Raw genomic sequence first — 20,645 nt, 5'->3', positions numbered from 1 at the left:
CAGGGCTGTATGTGTACACGGCCGTGAAGGGGTGGATCTTGCGTTCATCGGTATGCTCGGCGTCACCCGCGGAGCGCAGAGCGCAGAGCGCCGACGCGGGACGACGAGGGGAGCGGGCGGGTGCAGGACAACGCGACTGAGGTGACCGCCGCCGGTATCGCACGGCTGGCCGGGGTGGGCCGCGCGGCCGTCAGCAACTGGCGCCGTCGCCATGCCGACTTCCCGAGGCCCGTCGGCGGCACCGAGACCAGCCCGTCCTTCGCGCTCGCCGAGGTCGAGTCCTGGCTGCGCAAGCAGGGGAAACTCGCCGAAGTCCCCCTGCGGGAGCGCGTCTGGCAACAGCTCTCCGGCCACCCCGGCGGACCGGTCACCGCCCTCACCCACGCGGGCTGCGTCCTGCTCCTGATCCACGACCGCCCGCCGGTCTGGCTGGAGGTGAGCGCCGGCTCCGACGAACGCCTCGCGGAGATGCTGCCCGGGGCGCTGCGGGAGGTGTTCACGCCGCGATTCGGTCCGGAGCCGGCCATGAACACCGAGGCCGTGAACGCCGGGTCCGTGAACACCGAGGCCGTGAACGCCGGGTCCGTGAACACCGAGGCCGTGAACGCCGAAGCCGCGAACGCCGAAGCCACGAACGCCGAGGCCGCGAACGCTGCGCCGACTGTGAACACTTCGCCCCCCGCAGGCCCCCACCCCGCCGTTCGCACCCCCACCGCCCCGGAACTCCTCCCCTCCGCCCCCCTCCTGCGCGGTGTCGCCGAACTCGCCGCCGAACTGGGGGCGCGCCAGACCTTCGAGTTCCTGCTCGGCCGGCACCTCGACGCCAACCCGCGCCAGTACACGCTCACCCCAGCCGACCTGGCCGGTCTGATGGCCGACCTCGCCGGACCCGCCCGCACCGTCCTCGACCCGGCCTGCGGCACCGGCGCCCTGCTGCGGGCCGCCGCCACCCGCCCCGACCAGAGGCTCTACGCCCAGGACAGCGCCCCCGAACTCGCCGCGCTCACCACGCTCCGGCTCGCCCTGCACACCTGGTCCAGCGTGCGCGGCGCGGCCGGCGACACCCTGCGCGCCGACGCCCACCCCGGGCTGCACGCCGACGCCGTCCTGTGCCACCCGCCCTTCAACGAGCGCAACTGGGGCCACGACGAACTCGCCTACGACCCCCGCTGGGAGTACGGCTTCCCCGCCCGCACCGAGTCCGAGCTCGCCTGGGTCCAGCACGCGCTCGCCCGCCTCAAGGACGGCGGCGCCGGCGTCCTTCTCATGCCGCCCGCGGCAGCGTCCCGCCGCTCCGGCCGCCGTATCCGCGCCGACCTGCTGCGCCGCGGTGCCCTGCGCGCCGTGATCGCCCTGCCGGTCGGGGCGGCACCGCCGTACAACATCCCGCTGCACCTGTGGGTGCTGCGCCGCCCGGAAAGGGCGCCCGCGCAACCGGAGGTGCTCCTCGTCGACGTCGGGCAGTTCGCCGGCGAGGGGCGTGGCGGGCCGGACTGGCGGGCTGTGCGCGAGGCCGTCCTCGACGCCTGGCAGGCCTTCGGACGGCCCGGCCGCTTCACCGAACGGCCCGGACTGGCCCGCGCGCTGCCCGTCATCGAACTCCTCGACGACGACGTGGACCTCGCCCCCGCCCGCCACCTGCCGCCCGCCACGTCCACCGACGGCGCCGAACAGCTCACGGCCGTGCGCGAGCGGCTCGGCGAGACCCTGCGCCTGACCGCGGACCTCACCCCGCCGCGCGCCGACGCCGCGCGCCCCGCGCGGTGGCCGCTCACCACCATCGGCGAACTCGCGCGCGGGGGAGCCCTGGTGCTGCGCACGGGCGGAAACGGCGGCCACGCACGCGTGCCCGTCCTCACCGACCACGACGTCCTGTCCGGGGCCGACCCCTCAGGGACGCTTCCCGAGAGCGAGGAGGAGGCCGTGCTGACCGAACCGGGCGACGTCGTCGTACCGGTGCTCGGCGGGGGATCGGTCGCGCGCGTGATCGACGAGACGACCCGGGGAGCCGCCCTGGGGCGCAACCTCGTGCTGCTGCGCCCCGATCCGGCGGCGCTCGACGCCTGGTTCCTCGCCGGCTTCCTGCGCGGCACCGCCAACAACCGCCAGGCCAGCAGCTACGCGTCCACCGCGACCCGCCTGGACGTGCGCAGACTCCAGTTGCCCCGGCTCCCGCTCGACGAACAACGACGCTACGGCGAACGCTTCCGCGCGCTGGACGAGTTCGAGCGGGCGCTCAGGCACGCCGGGCGGCTCGGAGAGCAGCTCGTGCGCGGAATGTACGACGGCCTGGCCGGCGGAACCGTCGCGCCGGACTGATCAGGACGACAACGGTTCGGTACAACCCGTGACCAGTTGTCGGTATCGGCCTATACGCTCGAACCCCACATCGAATCCCGGTTCAGGAGCGTTCATGTACGGCCACGGCGCGGCGCCGCCGCCCGCCCGCGACTCGGGCACGGTCATCACCCTGCGCGTGGTGCTCGCCGCCGTCGGTTTCCTCTCGTGCGGCCTGCTCGCCTGCGCGCCCCTGTTCCGGATCGCGTTCCTGCGCGGACGGGCGGTCGACTGGGTGCTGGCCTGGGCGAGCCTGCCCCTGTCCATCGCCTGCTTCGCGGTGGTCGGCTCGCTGCCGGAGAGCGACCCGAGGACCGACGTCGCCATGTCGCTGGTCATGCTCTTCGGCCTGTTCAGCAGCGTGTACTTCCTGGTGATGGACATCCGGGTGCACCAGCAGAGGCGTTTCGTCGGCTACCCGCCGCCCCACGGCCCGACGGTCCACACCGGCTACGGCTATCCGCAGTCGGCACCGACAACGACGCCCATACCGGCACCGACGCCTCAGCCGGGACCGCCGTACACATCGACCCTCCTGCCCCTGCCCCAGCCCCAGCCACTGGCGCGGCCACCGGTTCCTCCGGTCCCCGCCCCCGGCGTCGTCCCGCCCCCGCCACAGCGCCCCGCGCCCGCCCGCATCGAACAGGTGCGCGCCGAACTCGACGAACTCAGCGACTATCTGCGCAAGCACGACGGCGGCCACGGCGGCGACCCCGGCGGCACCCAGGACGGCAACCCCGGCGGCACCCACGACGGCGGCAGGTGACCGTGGCGACAGGACGTGTCGTCGCCGGCCGCTACGAACTGTCCACGCTCATCGGGCAGGGCGGCATGGGCCAGGTGTGGACGGCGTACGACGAGCGCCTCGACCGGCGCGTGGCGGTGAAACTGCTGCGCCCGGACAAGGTCGCCGGGCAGGAGGCGGACGAGCTGCGCCGCCGGTTCGTGCGCGAGTGCCGGGTGACCGCGCAGGTCGACCACCCCGGGCTCGTCACCGTGCACGACGCGGGCAGCGAGGGCGAGGAGCTGTTCCTCGTCATGCAGTACGTCGACGGCGCGGACCTCTCCGACCACCTCGCCGAGCACGACCCGTACCCCTGGCAGTGGGCGGTCGCGGTCGCCGCGCAACTGTGCGCCGTCCTGAGCGCCGTGCACGCCGTGCCGATCGTCCACCGCGACCTCAAGCCGCGCAACGTGATGGTGAAGCAGGACGGCACCGTCACCGTCCTCGACCTCGGTGTCGCCTCCGTCATGGACACCGACACCACCCGCCTCACGCACACCGGCTCGCCGATCGGCTCGCCCGCCTACATGGCCCCCGAACAGGCCATGGGCGGCGCGGTCGGCCCCTACACCGACCTGTACGCGCTCGGCGTACTGCTGCACGAACTCCTCAGCGGAGACGTCCCGTTCGCGGGCTCGACGGCGCTCGGCGTGCTGCACCGGCACCTGTACGAGCCCCCGCTGCCCGTGCGCCGCAGCCGCCCCGAGGTCCCCGAAGCCCTCGAAGCGCTCGTCCTGCGGCTGCTCGCCAAGGACCCGCAGCACCGCCCGGCCTCCGCCCAGGACGTGTACGAGGACCTGGCGCTGCTCCTGCCCGCGCGCGGGACGCCCAGCGGAGCACCCCTCGACCCGACCCGCCCCTTCCTGCGCCCGCACGCCCCCTGGCCGGACCGGGCGCGCACCCCCGCGCCCCAGCCCGCCCCGGTCACGCCGGTCCCCGAGAAGGCCGAGAAACCGGACGTCGCCCGTGCGGTCGACGAGGTCAAGCGACTGCTCGGCGAGGGCCGCATCACCCAGGCCGTCGACATCCTCGGCGCCATCCTGCCCACGGCCGCCGAACAGCACGGCGCGAACTCCCCGGTCGTACGCACCCTGCGCAAGCAGTACGCCGCCACCCTCATGGACGACGGCCAGTACCGGCGCGCCCTGCCCGAACTGCGCCGCCTGGCCGACGAACGCGCCGCCGAGGCAGGCCACGCCGACCCGCAGTCCCTGCGCTTCCGCTACGAGGCCGCCCAGTGCCTGGAACAACTCGGCGAACCCGCGGCGGCCCTGGCCGAATACCGCTCCCTGCTGCCGTACTACGAGAACCAGTACGTGGCCGGCGACCCCCAGCTCGCCCACGACGTCCGCCGCCGCATCGGCCACCTGCTGCTCGCCCTCGGCGACCGCCCCGCCGCCCACGAGACCCTCGCGCGGCTGCTGCACGACGTGGAGCGGCTCCATGGACCGGGCCACCCGCTCGCGGCGGAGGTCCGCCGCACGCTCCAGTGGCTCGGACAGGTCCGCGGTTAGCAGGCACCACCGCCTGGCCTTACGCTTCGTTCCCGTCAAGCAAGCCATGTACAGCACAACCAACAGCACAACAGGGGTGGGGTCGTCCGTGTCGTCCAAGTCCAGTCATCGTCAGTCGAAGAAGCGCAGATACATCACCTGGGGCGTCGCCGGGGCCGCCGTGGTCGCCGGCGCGGGCCTCGCCGCACAGAGCTCGATGGCCGCGACCACCTGGCCCGCGCAGAAGACGTACACCGGCCGCGCCTTCGACACCTGCGCCGCCCCCTCCCTGGCCGCGATGAAGGCCTGGCACGGCGGCCTGTACGGTGCCGCCGCCGTCTACGTCGGCGGCAAGAACCGCGGCTGCTCCCAGCCCAACCTCACCGCCTCCTGGGTCAAGTCGGTCAGCGCGGCCGGCTGGAAACTCATACCGCTCTACGTCGGCGCCCAGCCGCCCTGCCAGAGCGGCTCCAACCCCGAGAAGCTCACCGCCTCCACCGCCGCCTCCCTGGGCGCGACCGACGGTGCCGACGCGGTCGCCAAGGCCGCCGCGCTCGGCATGAAGACCGGCAGCCCGATCTACCTGGACATGGAGGCGTACGACATCACCAACAAGGCGTGCAACACCGCCGTGCTCACCTATGTGCGCGCCTTCGACAAGACCCTGCGCGCGAAGACGTACCGCGCGGGTTTCTACGGCTTCACCAGCTCCAGCGCCAAGGCGATCGCCAACGCGACCGACAAGACCGACCTGCCGGGCAACCTCTGGTACGCGCTGTGGGACAAGCAGAACACCACCACCGCCGACTGGCCGTTCGGCAAGACGCAGTACACCGATCACAGCCGCGGCCACCAGTACCTGGTGAACAGCAAGGAGACGCGGAACGGCTACACGATCACCGTGGACCGGGACGCCTGGGACGGCCCGGTGGCCATCACCGGCTGACCCCGGCACACGCGCGTGCGCGCGGTGAGGGCGCGGCGGTGCCCGAAGTCCTGGTGAATCGTTGGTCGAATGGGTTGGCCAGAGCCGGTCCCCTGCCTACCATCGATCACCGCAAGACCTTGTGCACCGTCGCACAATCTCCTCGGGAGGCCTCCTTGCACCGCCGTCGTCGCACCGCGCTCGTCCTCACCGCCGCGCTCGCCGCCGCGGCACCCCTGCTCACCGCCTGCGGAAGCGACGCGCATCCCGGCGCCGCGGCCGTCGTCGGCGGGCAGCGGATCACCGTCGCCCAGCTGGAGAACCGGGTGACCGAGGTGCGCGACGCACAGCGGGCCGCCGTCACGGACGAGGAGCAGTACAAGCAGGCCATCGCCAAGACCGGCACCCTCACCCGCGACGTCCTGCACGGCATGGTCCTCGACCGGGTGCTCCACCGGGCGGCCGCCGACGCGGGCGTGAGCGTGACCCGCAAGGAGGTCCAGCAACTGCGCTCGGGCCTGGAGGAGCAGGCGGGCGGCGCCAAGGGCCTGGAGACGGCCTGGCTGCAGCAGTACGGCATCGCCCCCGAGCGCCTCGACGAGAACCTCCGCCTCCAGCTGGAGGCCCAGAAACTCGCCGGGAAGCTCGGCACCGACACCAGCGACCCCGCCTTCTGGAACGCCCTCAGCAAGGCGTCGAAGCAACTCGACGTCGACCTCAACCCGCGCTACGGCGCCTGGGACGTCGCGAAGAGCACCCGCGCCGACGCGAAGACCCTGTGGGTACGGGAGGTCACGGCGGCGGGGAACGAGCAGGGCGCGTAGCGGCACGGGGCTTCCGGGGACTTCCGCACCCCGGGCGGCGAAGGCGGATGATCGTACGATCACTCCACCCTCCCCGGCCTGTGGACAAACCGATCACTCCGTCGGCGCCGTGCGTTAGCTTCGAATCGTGAACGCAACCGGCTTCGAGCCCGCCCCTGACCAGGACCCCGACACGGCGTCCGCCCCCGGCCGCATCGTCCTGCTCACCACCAGCCACCGCGTCGCCCCCGGCCTGCTGTCCTGGCCCGCCTGGCAGGCGCTGCACGCCGCCGACCGTGTGCTGTGCGCGGACGGCGCCCACCCGCAGCTGCCGTATCTGCGGGAGGCGGGTATAGGGGTGGACGAGGCCTCCCCGACCGCTGAGGATCTGGTCGGCGCGTGCGCGGGCGGACACACGGTGGTCGTCGTGGCCACGGGCGAGGGCGAGCCGGCCCTCACGGACGGTCTGGCACGCCTCGCCGGATCCGGACGCGTCCAGATGCCCGAGCTGGAGCTGCTCCCCGCCTCCTACGACCTGCCCGGTGCCCGGCTCCTCGACCTCGTCCAGGTCATGGATCGCATCCGCACCGAGTGCCCGTGGTCCTCCCAGCAGACCCACAAGGGCCTCGCCAAGTACGGCATCGAGGAGGCGTACGAACTCGTCGAGGCCATCGAGGAGGGCGACCGCGACGAACTGCGCGAGGAACTCGGCGACGTCCTGCTCCAGGTGGTCTTCCACTCGCGCATGGCCGAGGACGACCCGGACACCCCCTTCTCCATCGACGACGTCGCCGGCGGCATCGTCGCCAAGCTCATCCACCGCCACCCGCACGTGTTCGGCGACGAGACGGCCACCACCCCCGAGGAGGTCAAGGCGCACTGGCTGCGCACCAAGGCGATAGAGAAACAGCGCACCTCGGTGACCGAGGGCATCCCCCTCGGCCAGCCCGGACTCGCCCTGGCGGCCAAGCTGGCGTCCCGAGTGCGGACGGCGGGCCTGGAGGTACCGCTGCCCCGGGGCGAGGGCATCGGCTACGACCTGCTGGCACTGGCCGCGCGCGCCGAGGCGGAGGGCGTCGACCCGGAGGCGGCGCTGCGGGCGGCTGCGCGGGCGTATCGGGATGCGATCCGGGTGGTGGAGAACGGGAGCTGAGCGTCACCGGCGGGGCGGCGGGGTGACAGAGGCGGCCAAGGGCTCCGGTGACACCGTGGAATGCGTCCGACCGGCCGCCTGAGGAGAACTGGGGTCCGCCCTGCCTCCTGAGGGGACGTCCACCGAGTTGCCGGGTGCCTGACCCGCACCGGAGCTCATTCGGCCGCGCGAACCGAATCCGGCTGGTGTTCGGCCGGCTGCGCGGCTGGCTTGGTCGCTCGTTGCCCGTTTGCCGGCTGTGGTGCCGGCCCGGCTGGCGCTACGGCTGGTTGCCGGCTGCGTCGCTGGCCTGGTCGGTGGTTGTCCGTTTGCCGGCTGTGGTGCCGGCCCGGCCCGTGCCCGCCCGACTGCTCACCATGAGCCCCACCAAGGCCCCGCTCCATGCCCCCGGACAACCGGGATACCGTCAAGGAGTGACCGACCAGCCCCCCGCCGCCCCCGCGACTCCCGCCGCCCCCACACCCCCCGCCCCCGACCTCTTCACCTGGGAGTTCGCCACCAACCCCTACCCCGCCTACGCCTGGCTCCGCGAGCACGCCCCCGTGCACAGGACCCGGTTGCCCAGTGGGGTGGAGGCCTGGCTGGTCACCCGGTACGCCGATGCCAAGCAGGCCCTCGCCGACCAGCGGCTCAGCAAGAACCCGGCGCACCACGACGAGCCCGCGCACGCCAAGGGCAAGACCGGTATCCCGGGGGAGCGCAAGGCGGAGTTGATGACGCATCTGCTGAACATCGATCCGCCGGACCACACCAGGCTCCGACGGCTCGTCAGCAAGGCGTTCACACCGAGGAGGGTCGCCGAGTTCGCGCCACGGGTGCAGGAGTTGACGGACCGTCTCATCGACGGGTTCGCGGCCACCGGCTCCGCCGATCTCATCCACGAGTTCGCCTTCCCGCTCCCCATCTACGCGATCTGCGACCTGCTCGGCGTACCCCGGGAGGACCAGGACGACTTCAGGGACTGGGCGGGCATGATGATCCGGCACGGCGGGGGCCCGCGGGGCGGGGTCGCGCGGTCCGTGAAGAAGATGCGCGGCTATCTCGCCGAACTCATCCACCGCAAGCGGGAAGCGCTGCCGGACGAGCCCGCCCCCGGCGAGGACCTCATCTCCGCGCTCATCCGCGCCTCCGACCACGGCGAGCACCTCACCGAGAACGAGGCCGCGGCCATGGCTTTCATCCTGCTCTTCGCAGGTTTCGAGACCACCGTCAATCTGATCGGCAACGGCGTCTACGCCCTCCTCACCCACCCCGAGCAGCGGAACCGACTGCAGGAGTCCCTGGCCCGGCGGGAAAGGGGCCTCCTGGAGACCGGTGTGGAGGAGCTGCTGCGGTACGACGGCCCGGTGGAGCTGGCCACCTGGCGGTTCGCCACCGAACCTCTGCGCATCGGCGGACAGGACATCGCCGCCGGCGACCCGGTGCTCGTCGTGCTCGCCGCAGCGGACCGGGATCCGGAGCGGTTCGCCGACCCCGATGTGCTCGATCTGTCCCGCAGTGACAATCAGCACCTCGGTTACGGCCACGGCATCCACTACTGCCTCGGTGCCCCGCTCGCCCGCCTGGAGGGCCAGACCGCGCTCGCCACCCTCCTCACCCGGCTCCCGGATCTCCAACTCGCGGTGGAACCGGCCGATTTGCGCTGGCGGGGCGGGCTCATCATGCGTGGACTGCGTACTTTGCCCGTGGAGTTCACACCCGTCCGGTAATCGACCGAGGGATCCGGGCTATCCCCGCACACGGCCGGGTAAACATGACGCGCCCTCAAGTCTGTGATCTTCACGTGATCTACGCGGCATTAACTTGTGACAAGTGATCGAATCCCTATACGTTCACGGACCAGCGCGGTGCCCCGTACCACCCGCCGCGCCGGTACCTGCTGTCTCGCGAAAGGCCCCTCCATGCTCTCCGGGAACGGTCGTCACCGTCGCCCCCGTCAGGCTCCGGCTCTCCTCGTAGCGGCCGGTGTGACGGGATCCGCCATCGCGATCCCACTGCTCGGAGCGACCGGGGCGAGCGCCGCCACCGGCACCACGTGGGACCGGGTCGCGGAGTGCGAGAGCGGCGGCTCCTGGAGCGCGAACGACGGCAACGGCTACTACGGCGGCCTCCAGATGTCCCAGGAGAACTGGGAGAAGTACGGCGGCCTCGAGTACGCCGAGACCGCGGACCTGGCCAGCCGCAACCAGCAGATAGCCGTGGCCGAGAAGCTCCTCGCCGACCAGGGCATCGCCGCGTGGCCGACCTGCGGACTGCTCAACGGCCTCAGCAAGGACTCGAGCTCGGCCGACGTCGACACGGGCGTGGGGAGCGAAACGCCCTCGACGTCCGGTTCGCCTGAAACATCCGGTTCATCTGGTTCATCCGGATCTTCCGGCTCCTCCAACTCGTCGGGCTCCGAGGAGTCCTCCGGCCTGCTCGACGCGCTGGACGGCTCGACCGCGACGCCCTCGCCGTCGGCCACCCCGTCCGGCAGTGACGGAGATTCCGGCAAGTCGGACGAAAAGAACTCTTCGGAATCCAAGGACGCTGCCACGAAGGACGCGCAGCCTTCCGATGGCTCACCCGTGGTGAGCCCAGAAGAGGACGAAGCGGACAAGTCGTGGCAGGAGGGCAGCTCTTCGGCCCTCGTGGACGTCGGCGCCCTCGGCTCCGGCAAGCACCGCGGCGGCAGTGCCGAGGAGAGTGCGACGAAGAGCACAGCCTCCGCCCCGGCCGGCCGGCACGCCGCCGCCACCTACACCGTCCAGGAGGGCGACTCCCTCGTCTCCATCGCCGACTCCCTTGGCCTCGACGGCGGATGGCGTGCCCTCTATGCCGAGAACAAGGACCGCATCGGAGCCGACCCGAGCAACATCGTCGCCGGTCAGACGCTCGACACAGGGGCTGAATAGGGCTGAAAAGCCCAGAAAAACAGCGGGAGTTCACGTCACACTTCGCACTGAATGTCCACTTTGGTGAAAGTGTGGGATGAGTCTCAGAAGCCCTGATCGTCTTTGAAATTCCGCCGATCGCGTGTCTACGGTCGTGACCGCTCGGCAACCCGAGCCCCGTCTGTCGCAACGCCGAATCCTGCCAGCGGCCGTACGGGAACAGTCGTCGCGTCAAGCGCCGTAGGCAGGAGCGGGGGACCCAAGGTAAGCGCCGGGCCCAGCAGTTCACGCTGGACCGGCTTGGGGTTAAGCCGCGCACCGCGAGGTGCGCGACCGGGCAACTCAACCGGCCCGAACCCGACAGCTCACCTCGCAGGCGTCGGTGAGGGGATCCACCATGCTGTTTTCCGGCAAGGGCAAGCACCGCCGTCCGTCCAAGGCCACCCGCGCCGCCGCGCTCGCCGGTGTCACCGGTGTCGCCATCGCCGCCCCGCTGATGGCGGCCGGCAACGCCTCCGCCGCCACCGCCTCCGAGTGGGACGCCGTCGCCCAGTGCGAGTCCGGCGGCAACTGGTCCATCAACACCGGCAACGGCTACTACGGCGGTCTCCAGTTCTCCGCCTCCACCTGGGCCGCGTACGGCGGCACGCAGTACGCCGCGCAGGCCAACCAGGCCAGCAAGTCCCAGCAGATCGCCGTCGCCGAGAAGGTTCTCGCCTCCCAGGGCAAGGGCGCCTGGCCGGTCTGCGGTACGGGCCTGTCCAGCGCCGGCTACAACGGCAGCAGCTCCTCGTCCTCCAGCTCGAACTCCAGCTCCTCGAACTCGGGCACCAGCACCCGTTCGACCGGCGAGCAGAGCGCCTCGCGTTCCTCCGAGCGTCCGGCGGCCAAGAAGACCGTCACCACCCCGACCGGCAAGAAGGTCAAGAAGGGCGACGGCGAGTACAAGGTCGTCAAGGGTGACACCCTCAGCTCGATCGCCGAGAAGCACAAGGTCAAGGGCGGCTGGCAGAAGCTGTTCAAGCTGAACAAGGACATCATCGACGATGCCGACTTCATCTTCCCGGGCCAGCAGCTGCACCTGAAGTAAGACCCAGCTGAACCACAGGGCCCTCACAGCCGTGTCCTTCAGGATGAAGGCCTCGTGAGGGTCACCCCCCGTCCCCACGGGCTCCCCGCTCCGGTGCGTGTTCCCCCGTACGCACCGGGGCGGGGTTTTTTCATGCCCCGGCGCCGACCGGTCTTTGTTCAGTTCAGAAACAATTTACTCTCGGTTCTGTCCATGGGTCGGTCCACACGGTGGCCGATCGCGCCGAGCCGGTTAGGCTCGGACTCGCAGAACCCACCGCGGTCCCGGCGGACCGTGTCACATCCCAAGAAGGAGATGCTCGTGCCGTCCATCGACGTCGTCGTAGCCCGGGAAATCCTGGACTCCCGAGGCAACCCCACGGTCGAGGTCGAGGTCGGCCTCGACGACGGCAGCACCGGTCGTGCCGCCGTCCCCTCCGGCGCCTCCACGGGCGCCTTCGAGGCCATCGAGCTGCGCGACGGTGACCCGAACCGCTACCAGGGCAAGGGCGTCGAGAAGGCCGTCCTCGCGGTCATCGAGCAGATCGGCCCGGAGCTCGTCGGCTACGACGCCACCGAGCAGCGCCTGATCGACCAGGCCATGTTCGACCTGGACGCCACCGACAACAAGGGCTCGCTCGGCGCCAACGCCATCCTCGGCGTCTCCCTCGCCGTCGCCCACGCCGCCTCCGAGGCCAGCGACCTCCCGCTCTTCCGCTACCTGGGCGGCCCGAACGCGCACCTGCTGCCCGTTCCGATGATGAACATCCTGAACGGCGGCTCGCACGCCGACTCCAACGTGGACATCCAGGAGTTCATGATCGCCCCGATCGGCGCGGAGTCCTTCTCCGAGGCGCTGCGCTGGGGCACCGAGGTCTACCACACCCTCAAGAAGGTCCTGAAGAGCAAGGGCCTGTCCACCGGCCTCGGCGACGAGGGCGGCTTCGCGCCGAACCTGGAGTCCAACCGCGCCGCCCTGGACCTGATCCTCGAGGCGATCAAGGAAGCCGGTTACATCCCCGGCGAGCAGGTCGCCCTGGCGCTCGACGTCGCCGCCTCCGAGTTCTACAAGGACGGCAAGTACCAGTTCGAGGGCAAGGACCGCTCCGCCGCCGAGATGACGGAGTACTACGAGGAGCTCGTGGCGGCCTACCCGCTCGTCTCCATCGAGGACCCGCTGTTCGAGGACGACTGGGCCGGCTGGAAGGTCCTCACCGACAAGCTGGGCGACAAGGTCCAGATCGTCGGCGACGACCTGTTCGTCACCAACCCGGAGCGTCTGGCCCGCGGCATCGAGGAGGGCGCCGCCAACGCGCTGCTCGTCAAGGTGAACCAGATCGGCTCGCTCACCGAGACCCTCGACGCCGTCGAGCTCGCCCAGCGCAGCGGCTTCAAGTGCATGATGTCCCACCGCTCCGGCGAGACCGAGGACGTCACCATCGCCGACCTGGCCGTCGCCACCAACTGCGGCCAGATCAAGACCGGCGCCCCGGCCCGCTCCGAGCGCGTCGCCAAGTACAACCAGCTGCTGCGCATCGAGGAGATCCTCGACGACGCCGCGGTGTACGCGGGCCGTTCGGCCTTCCCCCGCTTCAAGGGCTGACCCCGGCAGGGCCAATCCTTAGCCAGTCGTACGTACGTCCCCGTACCGGTCCCGTACCGTGTGCGGGGACGTACGCACGTAGAAGGGGAGGCGGAGAGCCGATGGCCGTGAAGGACCGGGACCGTTTCTCCACCACGACCAGGATCAGGCTGCTCGGCGAGCAGACCGCGGCCCGTGTCTACCGCTCCCAGACCAGACGGCAGGCCCGCCGCTCCCGGCTGACCGGCCGCGCCGCGCTGCTCGCCCTGGTGCTGTGCACGCTGGTGGTGGCGCTGGCGTACCCGATAAGGCAGTACGTCTCCCAGCGCGCCGAGATCGCCGATCTCCAGCGGGAGAAGGCGCGGGCCGCCGAGCGGGTCGAGAAGCTGCGCGACCTGAAGGCGCGCTGGCAGGACGACGCGTACGCGGAACAGCAGATCCGGCAGCGGCTGCACTATGTGCTGCCGGGGGAGACGGGCTTCATCGTCGTCGACCCGGACGCGGCGAAGCAGTCCCGCACCGATCTCGGGGCCGCCGACCGCCCCTGGTACTCCAACGTCTGGGACGGCGTCGACAAGTCCGACGCCTCCGACCAGTGAACAGACCTGAAGACCTGAAGACCTCAAGAACTCAAAACCTCAAGACCTGAAGACCGATAGAAAGACAGGCATGGAAACGCCCCCGCCCTCCACCCCGCGCACCGAGCCCACCGACGCCGACGTCGAGGCCTTCAAGCAGCAGCTCGGGCGGCCGCCGCGCGGACTGCGCGCGATCGCGCACCGCTGCCCCTGCGGACAGCCGGACGTGGTGGAGACGGCCCCTCGCCTCCCCGACGGCACGCCCTTCCCGACGACGTACTACCTGACGTGCCCGCGCGCCGCCTCGGCGATCGGCACGCTGGAGGCGAACGGCGTGATGAAGGAGATGACGGAGCGGCTGCAGACCGACCCGGAGCTCGCGAAGGCCTACCGGGCCGCGCACGAGGACTACCTCGCGCGCCGGGACGCCATCGAGGTCCTGGAGGGCTTCCCGAGCGCGGGCGGCATGCCCGACCGGGTGAAGTGCCTGCACGTCCTGGTCGGCCACTCCCTGGCCGCGGGCCCCGGCGTCAACCCGCTGGGCGACGAGGCGATCGCCATGCTGCCGGAGTGGTGGCGCAAGGGCGCGTGCGTGACCCTCCCCGAGCAGAAGGAGGACGCCCAGTGACCCGGGTCGCCGCCATTGACTGCGGTACGAACTCCATCCGTCTCCTCGTCGCCGACTGCGACCCCGAGACTGGTGAACTGGTCGATCTGGACCGCCGTATGACCATCGTGCGGCTCGGGCAGGGCGTCGACCGGACCGGGCGGCTCGCGCCCGAGGCGCTGGAGCGGACGTTCGCCGCCTGCCGTGAGTACGCCGCGGTCATCAAGGAGCACGGGGCCGAGCGGCTGCGCTTCGTCGCCACCTCCGCCTCCCGGGACGCCGAGAACCGTGACGAGTTCGTGCGCGGGGTCCTGGACATCCTCGGCGTCGAGCCCGAGGTCATCTCCGGGGACCAGGAGGCCGAGTTCTCCTTCACCGGGGCGACCAGGGAGCTCAGGGGCAGCGACCACCTGGCCAGGCCGTACCTGGTCGTGGACATCGGCGGCGGCTCGACGGAGTTCGTCGTGGGCGACGACCATGTGCGCGCCGCACGCTCCGTGGACGTGGGCTGTGTGCGGATGACCGAGCGGCACCTCGTGCGGGACGGCGCCGTCAGCGACCCGCCCAGCGCCGCCCAGATCGCCGCCATGCGGGCCGACATCGAGGCCGCTCTCGACCTCGCCGAGGAGACCGTCCCGCTGCGCGAGGCGCGCACGCTGGTGGGGCTCGCCGGGTCCGTCACCACCGTGTCGGCGATCGCGCAGGAGCTCCCCGAGTACGACTCCGAGGCCATCCACCACTCCCGGGTCTCCCGCGACCGCGTCCGCGAGATCACCGACTGGCTGCTGCGCTCCACCCACGCCGAGCGCGCGGCGGTCCCCTCCATGCATCCGGGGCGCGTGGACGTCATCGGCGCCGGGGCCCTCGTCCTCCTCACGATCATGGAGCGGATCGGCGCCGAGGAGGTCGTCGTGAGCGAGCACGACATCCTCGACGGCATCGCGTTCAATGTGGCAGAAGAGGCCGAAGAGGGTAAGAAGGGTGACTGACCTGTGGTGATGCGCCCAGAGTAGGCGCGTGACGGCCCCGGTTCCTCACTCAGAGGGGCTGGGTCTTTGTCGCTTAAGTCCGTCTTGGTCAAAGTGGGGGATGAGTCTCAGAAGCCCTGATCGTCTTTGAAATTCCGCCGAGCGCGTGTCTACGGTCGTCACCGCTCGGCGATGCGAGCCCCCCGGCTCGGTACAGCGGGCAACGATCACAACGGGTGAGGTGTGAGCGATGCAGAATGCGCAAGTTGTTCGTCTGCTCGTAGTCGGATTAGTAGTGGCTTTGGCTACCTTGGTGGCTCTGGCTGCTGCGTGGGGAACGCGATCGACGGGAGCGAGCTGGCCCGTCGTACTGCAAGAGGGTGGAAAGGCTTTCGGTGGCGCTGTGGTCGTGTTCGGTGCACTGGTCGGCTTGTACCGAGTGACACAGGGCCGCCCTGGCGAGTGACGTTCCTGTGCTTTCGGCAGCAAACGGCACGGCCCCGGTACCTCGCTCAAAGGTATCGGGGCCGTCGCATGGGCGGAGCGCGGATCCTTCGCGGGGGGGATCAGGGGCGGCGTGGCCGATCTGAGGAGAGGGCGTGCGCGTCTGTATGACGCCTTTGCTCGCGGTGCCTGGCCCAGGTCCGGACGGCGGCGGTAAGGACGGCTCTGTGAGGCATGGGGCGTGTGCGTTCCCAGTTTTCCCACGCGGCGTAGACGGTGCGCGCGAAGGTGGTGACGGTGGCAGGGTCGGCCGCACGGAACGCGGGAACCTGCCCGGCGATCGTCTCGGCCTGGTCTGGCGTGTGGCCGGCGGAGATGAGTCGAGGCACTGTCAGCGCGGTGTCTGCCCACGCGGGTGACGGGCAGGAAAGGGCCCAGTCCAGCAGCAGCAATTTGCCGCCGACAGTCCTCAGCATGTTGTGCGGGGACATGTCCGTGTGGGCGAGTGCTCGGCCTTGCAGTCCGGGCGGCACGTCCTCGGGAAGAAAGTCAGTCCACCGGGTGTGAAGCGGCTTCTTGTTCAGCGCTTCGGGCCACGTCGCCTGAGAGACCACGGTAAGCGTGCGCAGCAGAGGGGCGAGATCGTCGGACCCTGGACTCAGGTCCGGGTGCCGACCCTCGATGTACTCGTACCCGTAGAGCACCCACCCGCCGGCCTCGGCCTCCCACAGCACGCGGGGTGCGAGGGGCGCGCATCGTGTGACCCGCGCCTCGTGGCGGTACACCCACGCCTGTGGGTCGTCGTGCCGAGTGCCCTTGATGAACGCGCGCCCCGCGGGGGTGTGGACGGTGCAGGCGAGCCGGGACATGACGCCGTGCGGCGCGGTCTCGGCCGTTTCTACCGGGCCTGTGTGCCGCTCGACGGCGGCCCGGGTCGTAGCCGGTAGGTCGTGCCATTCGATGCGGTCCACCCGCGGTCTCCTGCGTGGTCGAGCGAAACGGGGTCGGCCCCCGGCCTGGCCACAGCGTGGCACAGGCCGGGGCCGACAGGGGGGAACTACTTTGGGTGGTTCGGGCTGTCCGAGCAGTTCGCGTGGCACTGCGAGCAGTCGGCGAGGTCCAGCTCGGGCCAGAACTCCATGTCGATCTCGTACCCGGCGAGGGTGATCGAGTCGACGGTCAGCGCGCGCAGGGCCTTGCCTCCGCCGTGCTCCTCCTTGTCGAGGAATCCGGGCTGGTGGTGCAGGAAACGGCCGAACCGCCGCTCGCAGAACTCGGCGTACGCCTTGGTGTGGAGCAGGAAGGCATGCCAGAAGTCGTCAACGAGCGGCGAAGGGCTGAGCGGCCGACCGGCGTAGTCACACGCCGCGAGGAAGGCGAGCATCTGGCCGACGCCTCGGTCTGCCTTCTCCTCGGTCAGTTGCGGGAACCTGTCGGTCATGTTGGATACGAGGGTCTGCCGCATCTCCGTGCCGATGAGCGTTCGTGCGTCGGTTGCGGTGCGCTTCTGTGTGATGGTCATGTTTCTGTTCCTCCTTGTGGGTGGTATTTCGGACGCATCGGTGTTTGTCGCAGGCCGGACCTGCCCGTGGTGGGCAGCCCGCGGCGGGCGTTCGTGGTGCGACCCTGACCCTGCGGTCGCCATGGGGCCCCTTCGACCATGGGCGGGATCTCAGGTGCTGGGGCAGCCGTGGTCGTGGCAGTGACATCCGCAGCGGGACAGGAGGAGGATGCCCGTCGCTCCGGGAAGCGGGACGTCCTTGGTCTGGTGGCACTCGTCGTGCAGTTCCTCGTATCCCCGCTTCTGCGCGAGCGCGCATTCCGCGGACAAGGGCGAGGTCTCCGCGCACGCCGTGGTCATTCTTCGTACTCGACATCCGGGCTGCGGCCCACGATCACGAGCGCCAGCACGGCTTCGGCACTGCACAGGTGACCCGGCCGAGTCATCGGCACCGACCAGTAGGACGCTCGCGTGTGCTCGTCCATCTCGGTGTGGTCGGCACGCGGCACACCAAGGTAGGTTCCGCTGCTCAGGCACTCCGCATCAGGTGCCGTCCACTCTGTTGCGGTACCCACGGGTACGAGAGCGTAGTAACGGCGGAAGCCGGGGTCATGAATGACTGGACCCCGCAGGTGCTGGGCGAGTTGGACGCCCACGGTGGGTGGCTCTTCACTCATAGCGGCAACGTGAACGAGGCTCTCGGGAACGCGGATTGCCTCGAAGTTGTGCCCCAGAGGAATCAGCGCAAGTTTCGCGACACTGCTCCACTCGTCCCACACCATCCCGGGCGACGGATGTGCCGAGGCCACCCACTCCTCGACCGCCTTGCGCTGTAAAGGGCTCGCGGGGAATGTGCGGGTCCCCTGCGGGGCCGTAATCTTTGGCATGTCGACGCTCCCTCTTTGTACTGAGCGTTGGCCACGCCCCGGGACCGTCGCGACCGGTCGCCGTGCGCAGCATCCTGTTGACAGTCCCGCAGAGGAAGCAGGCCTCACCGTGCAGTCGGACGATGCTGACGCGCCTGTCGACGACTGTCGGTGTGAGGGGGAGTGCTTTGGGCATCCCGGGCTCCCATCTGCTGGTTCTATGCGTGTGACAGATGGTGGGGGCCAGGAAGGGGCACAAGTACCCCGGTGAGGGGTAGTTGGGGCAGCCGACTCAGGTGGCTGCGCACCATTCCGCGAAGTTCGTGAGCGTCTCGGAGTCGGCCCGCTTCAAACGGCGCAACGTGGCTGCGTCCTCACGAACCCAAGGGTGTTCGCGGGTGTGCTGTGGAGCGATACGGCGGGCGACTTTCAGCGATTCGAACGAGTCGTCTGCGAGGCCGGACCACAGTTGGGCGCGGGCAAGTTCGATGTAGAACCCGGAGCGTCGTTCGGCCGGCAGATCCGTCGGAGGCTTCCACTCACCTGCGACGTCGAGGGCGCGGGCGACGTGATCGTCTCCGAGGCTCACCGCCACCGACACCTCGTGGATGCGCAGGGACTCGGGGCCGAACGCGGTGCCGTAGTAGATGCCCTCTGGCACTCGGTCCGCCAGGGCTCGGGCCTCGTTGAGATGGGCGTCGGCAGCAGAGGCGTCATGCGCCCGGCCGGCGATTACGGCGGCCCGCATGTGGAGCGTGCCCCGCACGGCGATCTTCGCTGTCGTGGTGGGAGTGGGTGCGGCACGTAAGGCCTCTTCCAACGCTCGCAAACCAGGGCCGTGAGCGCCAGCGGCGAAAAACGTCTCCGTGCGCACATAGGCGACGGACGCGGTCAACAAAGGATCGCCGGCTTCGGGGGCGGCCCACCGCATGAGTTCGATCAGGCGGGCGGACAAGTCGCGGGCGCCGAATTTGTACGCGACGGCATCCGCGGAACGGTAGGCACGGACGAGGAGCCCGGCGAGTTCGCCGCGCTCACCCGCGAAGGCTCCATGGTAGGCGCGGGCGAGTTCCGCAAGCAGGTCGGGAAGCTTCCGGGCGATGCGCGTGTACTGGGCTGCCAGTCGCCATTGGGCTGCCTCGACGACCGCCGCGTGCAGGTCATGGACGGGGCGGACGGGACCGTCGGCAGGGAGGTCGTACGCCGCGATGGCGTCGGAGAGCATCGGCAGTGCGTCGTGGACTCGGGTGTGGGCCGAGCCGCGGTCAGTGCGCAGGCGGGTGGGGTCGACGCCGAGGGCATTCGCGATGGATTCGAGAGTCGCATCGCTGACGCCGCGCTCGCCCCGCTCAATCTTTCGGATGGTGCCGAGGGCCACGCAGGCAGCACCCGCGAGTTGCTCCTGTGTCATCTTTGGTCGGACCACGCTGCGGTAGTAGGCGATCCGCCTGCCAACTCCGCCGTGCGCAAGTGCGGACATACGAGCTCCAGTTCAGGGGTGTCCATTGCGAACCGTACCCACGTCAGGTCGCTGTGACCGCGAACGTCCTCGCGCGGCCCGGTCACTCCTTGAGGATCTCGGCGAGGTCGGTAAGACTGCCGATCCGCCAGTCCGCCGCGCTGACGACATCGGGATCATCGGCCCACAGATGCCCCCACGGCCCTCGGCGGATGTGCGCCGCCCGCAGTCCGGCCGCCTTCGCGGGGAACACATCGTTGGCCGGGTGGTCGCCGATGTAAAGGGTCGCGCTCGGTGCGGCGTCGGCCACATCGAGCACCTGCTGGAAGAACTCCGGTTGTGGCTTCGCCACACCCCATTCTCCCGACGTGACAACGAGGTCCGCTGGAAGGTTCAGACCCCGGAGCAGCTCCCCTGCCCGACTGGTCTGATTGCCTGCGATGACCACGCGAACACCCAGCTTGCGCAACGTGGACAGAGTGGGACGGACATCGGCGTACAGGTCGGTCTCGTCGAGATGCTCCCCGTGCCCGGCTGCGTCACGGGCGTCGTACTCAGCGGCGACATCGATACCGGGCCGTGCGAGTCGGAGGGCTTCGGCATTGTCGTACCCCTGCGCGACGACCGCGCCGACCAGCGCGGAGAGGGTATGGCGAGGGACGTCCAGCCAGTCGGCCCACGAAGCCCAATAGCGGTCGTCCCGGGTGATGGTTTCGCCGATGTCCAGCACGATGGTCTCGATCACTCTGGGAGCCTACGGCCAGGCAGTGGCCATAGGCTCAGCGTCTCGCGGAAGAGCTCACGCAGTCCTCCCTTGAGCAGGGGGAACGCACGTATGAGCGGGTCTGAAGGGCCCCTCCGGGCCCCTCTTCTGCGTGCCGTCGAGAAAGTTCGTGAAGTTCTTCACAAGGAATTGAGCCCTGTCGGACGACGAATGTGGGCCGGTTGACCCTTCCGGGGGCCCAACACCCGTGTGAACACGTTCAAAACGGTGAGTTGCGGACCTCGGGCGAGGGGTGTGCGAAGGGGTTGCGAGGGCCCCTCACGGCAGGCTTTCCGGCACGGAGAGGCAGCTCACGCGGCATTGACAACGGGCCGCCCTACACGGTGGTTCCCGTCGTGCGCCATGACATGGATCACCCGAGCGGCGGAGGATAACACACCCTCTGCAAGAGCTTGTGAAGGGGCGCACGAGCGACCCCCC

General features: G+C 70.1%; 19 protein-coding genes and 1 riboswitch. Of the genes, 13 read left to right on the top strand and 6 right to left on the bottom strand.

From position 1 onward, the window contains the following. Nucleotides 1–120: 120 nt before the first annotated feature. The 13 genes from ACFYZ8_RS35255 to ACFYZ8_RS35195 all read left to right on the top strand — a co-directional run bounded on the left by ACFYZ8_RS35255 (nucleotide 121) and on the right by ACFYZ8_RS35195 (nucleotide 15,192). Nucleotides 121–2,319: an N-6 DNA methylase gene (locus ACFYZ8_RS35255; RefSeq protein WP_388540950.1), complete on the top strand. Its 2,199-nt coding sequence runs from the start codon at nucleotides 121–123 to the stop codon at nucleotides 2,317–2,319. Nucleotides 2,320–2,413: 94 nt separating this feature from the next. Continuing rightward, complete coding sequence (locus tag ACFYZ8_RS35250; RefSeq protein ID WP_388540948.1) at nucleotides 2,414–3,103, top strand: hypothetical protein; 690 nt, start codon at nucleotides 2,414–2,416, stop codon at nucleotides 3,101–3,103. Nucleotides 3,104–3,141: 38 nt separating this feature from the next. Continuing rightward, nucleotides 3,142–4,635 (top strand): serine/threonine-protein kinase, encoded by a 1,494-nt coding sequence (locus ACFYZ8_RS35245; RefSeq protein WP_359035732.1) that lies wholly within the window; start codon nucleotides 3,142–3,144, stop codon nucleotides 4,633–4,635. A gap of 88 nt (nucleotides 4,636–4,723) precedes the next feature. After that, nucleotides 4,724–5,560 (top strand): glycoside hydrolase domain-containing protein, encoded by an 837-nt coding sequence (locus ACFYZ8_RS35240; protein ID WP_388540945.1) that lies wholly within the window; start codon nucleotides 4,724–4,726, stop codon nucleotides 5,558–5,560. A 155-nt stretch (nucleotides 5,561–5,715) separates the two neighbouring features. Further along, entirely contained in the window at nucleotides 5,716–6,363 is a 648-nt protein-coding gene (locus tag ACFYZ8_RS35235; protein WP_359035659.1) for a SurA N-terminal domain-containing protein, read from the top strand. A gap of 127 nt (nucleotides 6,364–6,490) precedes the next feature. Beyond that, nucleotides 6,491–7,495: a nucleoside triphosphate pyrophosphohydrolase gene (locus ACFYZ8_RS35230; RefSeq protein WP_388540942.1), complete on the top strand. Its 1,005-nt coding sequence runs from the start codon at nucleotides 6,491–6,493 to the stop codon at nucleotides 7,493–7,495. A 413-nt stretch (nucleotides 7,496–7,908) separates the two neighbouring features. Next, nucleotides 7,909–9,204, top strand: a complete 1,296-nt coding sequence (locus tag ACFYZ8_RS35225) for a cytochrome P450 (protein WP_388540940.1) — start codon at nucleotides 7,909–7,911, stop codon at nucleotides 9,202–9,204. A gap of 192 nt (nucleotides 9,205–9,396) precedes the next feature. Next, nucleotides 9,397–10,389: a transglycosylase family protein gene (locus tag ACFYZ8_RS35220; RefSeq protein ID WP_388540937.1), complete on the top strand. Its 993-nt coding sequence runs from the start codon at nucleotides 9,397–9,399 to the stop codon at nucleotides 10,387–10,389. A 205-nt stretch (nucleotides 10,390–10,594) separates the two neighbouring features. Beyond that, a riboswitch (cyclic di-AMP (ydaO/yuaA leader) is annotated at nucleotides 10,595–10,762 on the top strand. 3 nt (nucleotides 10,763–10,765) lie between these two features. After that, nucleotides 10,766–11,458 (top strand): transglycosylase family protein, encoded by a 693-nt coding sequence (locus ACFYZ8_RS35215; protein WP_359035653.1) that lies wholly within the window; start codon nucleotides 10,766–10,768, stop codon nucleotides 11,456–11,458. 294 nt (nucleotides 11,459–11,752) lie between these two features. Further along, nucleotides 11,753–13,039 carry a phosphopyruvate hydratase gene (gene eno, locus ACFYZ8_RS35210; protein WP_306986654.1) on the top strand — a complete coding sequence of 429 codons (1,287 nt, stop codon included), beginning with the start codon at nucleotides 11,753–11,755 and terminating at the stop codon, nucleotides 13,037–13,039. A 101-nt stretch (nucleotides 13,040–13,140) separates the two neighbouring features. Next, nucleotides 13,141–13,617, top strand: coding sequence for a septum formation initiator family protein (locus ACFYZ8_RS35205; RefSeq protein ID WP_359035651.1), 477 nt, complete (start codon nucleotides 13,141–13,143; stop codon nucleotides 13,615–13,617). A 70-nt stretch (nucleotides 13,618–13,687) separates the two neighbouring features. Then, nucleotides 13,688–14,224, top strand: coding sequence for a DUF501 domain-containing protein (locus ACFYZ8_RS35200; RefSeq protein WP_359035649.1), 537 nt, complete (start codon nucleotides 13,688–13,690; stop codon nucleotides 14,222–14,224). Further along, nucleotides 14,221–15,192 (top strand): exopolyphosphatase, encoded by a 972-nt coding sequence (locus ACFYZ8_RS35195; RefSeq protein WP_388540933.1) that lies wholly within the window; start codon nucleotides 14,221–14,223, stop codon nucleotides 15,190–15,192. Before ACFYZ8_RS35200 ends, ACFYZ8_RS35195 begins: the two co-directional genes overlap by 4 nt. Nucleotides 15,193–15,737: 545 nt before the next feature. On the opposite strand, the gene ACFYZ8_RS35190 is transcribed toward ACFYZ8_RS35195, so the two are convergent. The 6 genes from ACFYZ8_RS35190 to ACFYZ8_RS35165 form a co-directional block, all read right to left on the bottom strand. Then, the gene (locus ACFYZ8_RS35190) at nucleotides 15,738–16,586 is read right to left on the bottom strand and encodes a hypothetical protein (RefSeq protein ID WP_388540930.1); all 849 of its coding nucleotides are present in this window, start codon (nucleotides 16,584–16,586) and stop codon (nucleotides 15,738–15,740) included. A gap of 86 nt (nucleotides 16,587–16,672) precedes the next feature. Further along, entirely contained in the window at nucleotides 16,673–17,137 is a 465-nt protein-coding gene (locus ACFYZ8_RS35185; protein WP_388540928.1) for a glycine-rich domain-containing protein, read from the bottom strand. Between the two features lie 150 nt (nucleotides 17,138–17,287). Next, nucleotides 17,288–17,476 (bottom strand): hypothetical protein, encoded by a 189-nt coding sequence (locus ACFYZ8_RS35180; RefSeq protein WP_388540926.1) that lies wholly within the window; start codon nucleotides 17,474–17,476, stop codon nucleotides 17,288–17,290. After that, nucleotides 17,473–18,003 (bottom strand): hypothetical protein, encoded by a 531-nt coding sequence (locus tag ACFYZ8_RS35175; protein WP_388540923.1) that lies wholly within the window; start codon nucleotides 18,001–18,003, stop codon nucleotides 17,473–17,475. Before ACFYZ8_RS35175 ends, ACFYZ8_RS35180 begins: the two co-directional genes overlap by 4 nt. A gap of 271 nt (nucleotides 18,004–18,274) precedes the next feature. Then, complete coding sequence (locus tag ACFYZ8_RS35170) at nucleotides 18,275–19,462, bottom strand: helix-turn-helix domain-containing protein (protein ID WP_388540922.1); 1,188 nt, start codon at nucleotides 19,460–19,462, stop codon at nucleotides 18,275–18,277. Nucleotides 19,463–19,544: 82 nt separating this feature from the next. Further along, a complete protein-coding gene (locus ACFYZ8_RS35165; RefSeq protein WP_388540919.1) occupies nucleotides 19,545–20,186 on the bottom strand; it encodes an HAD family hydrolase in 642 nt (213 codons plus the stop codon). Nucleotides 20,187–20,645: the final 459 nt, after the last annotated feature.

The organism is Streptomyces sp. NPDC001668, from assembly GCF_042893155.1.
GTDB lineage: Bacteria > Actinomycetota > Actinomycetes > Streptomycetales > Streptomycetaceae > Streptomyces.
Note: the sequence above shows the minus strand (reverse complement) of the source record. Positions and strands in the feature narration are given on the sequence as shown.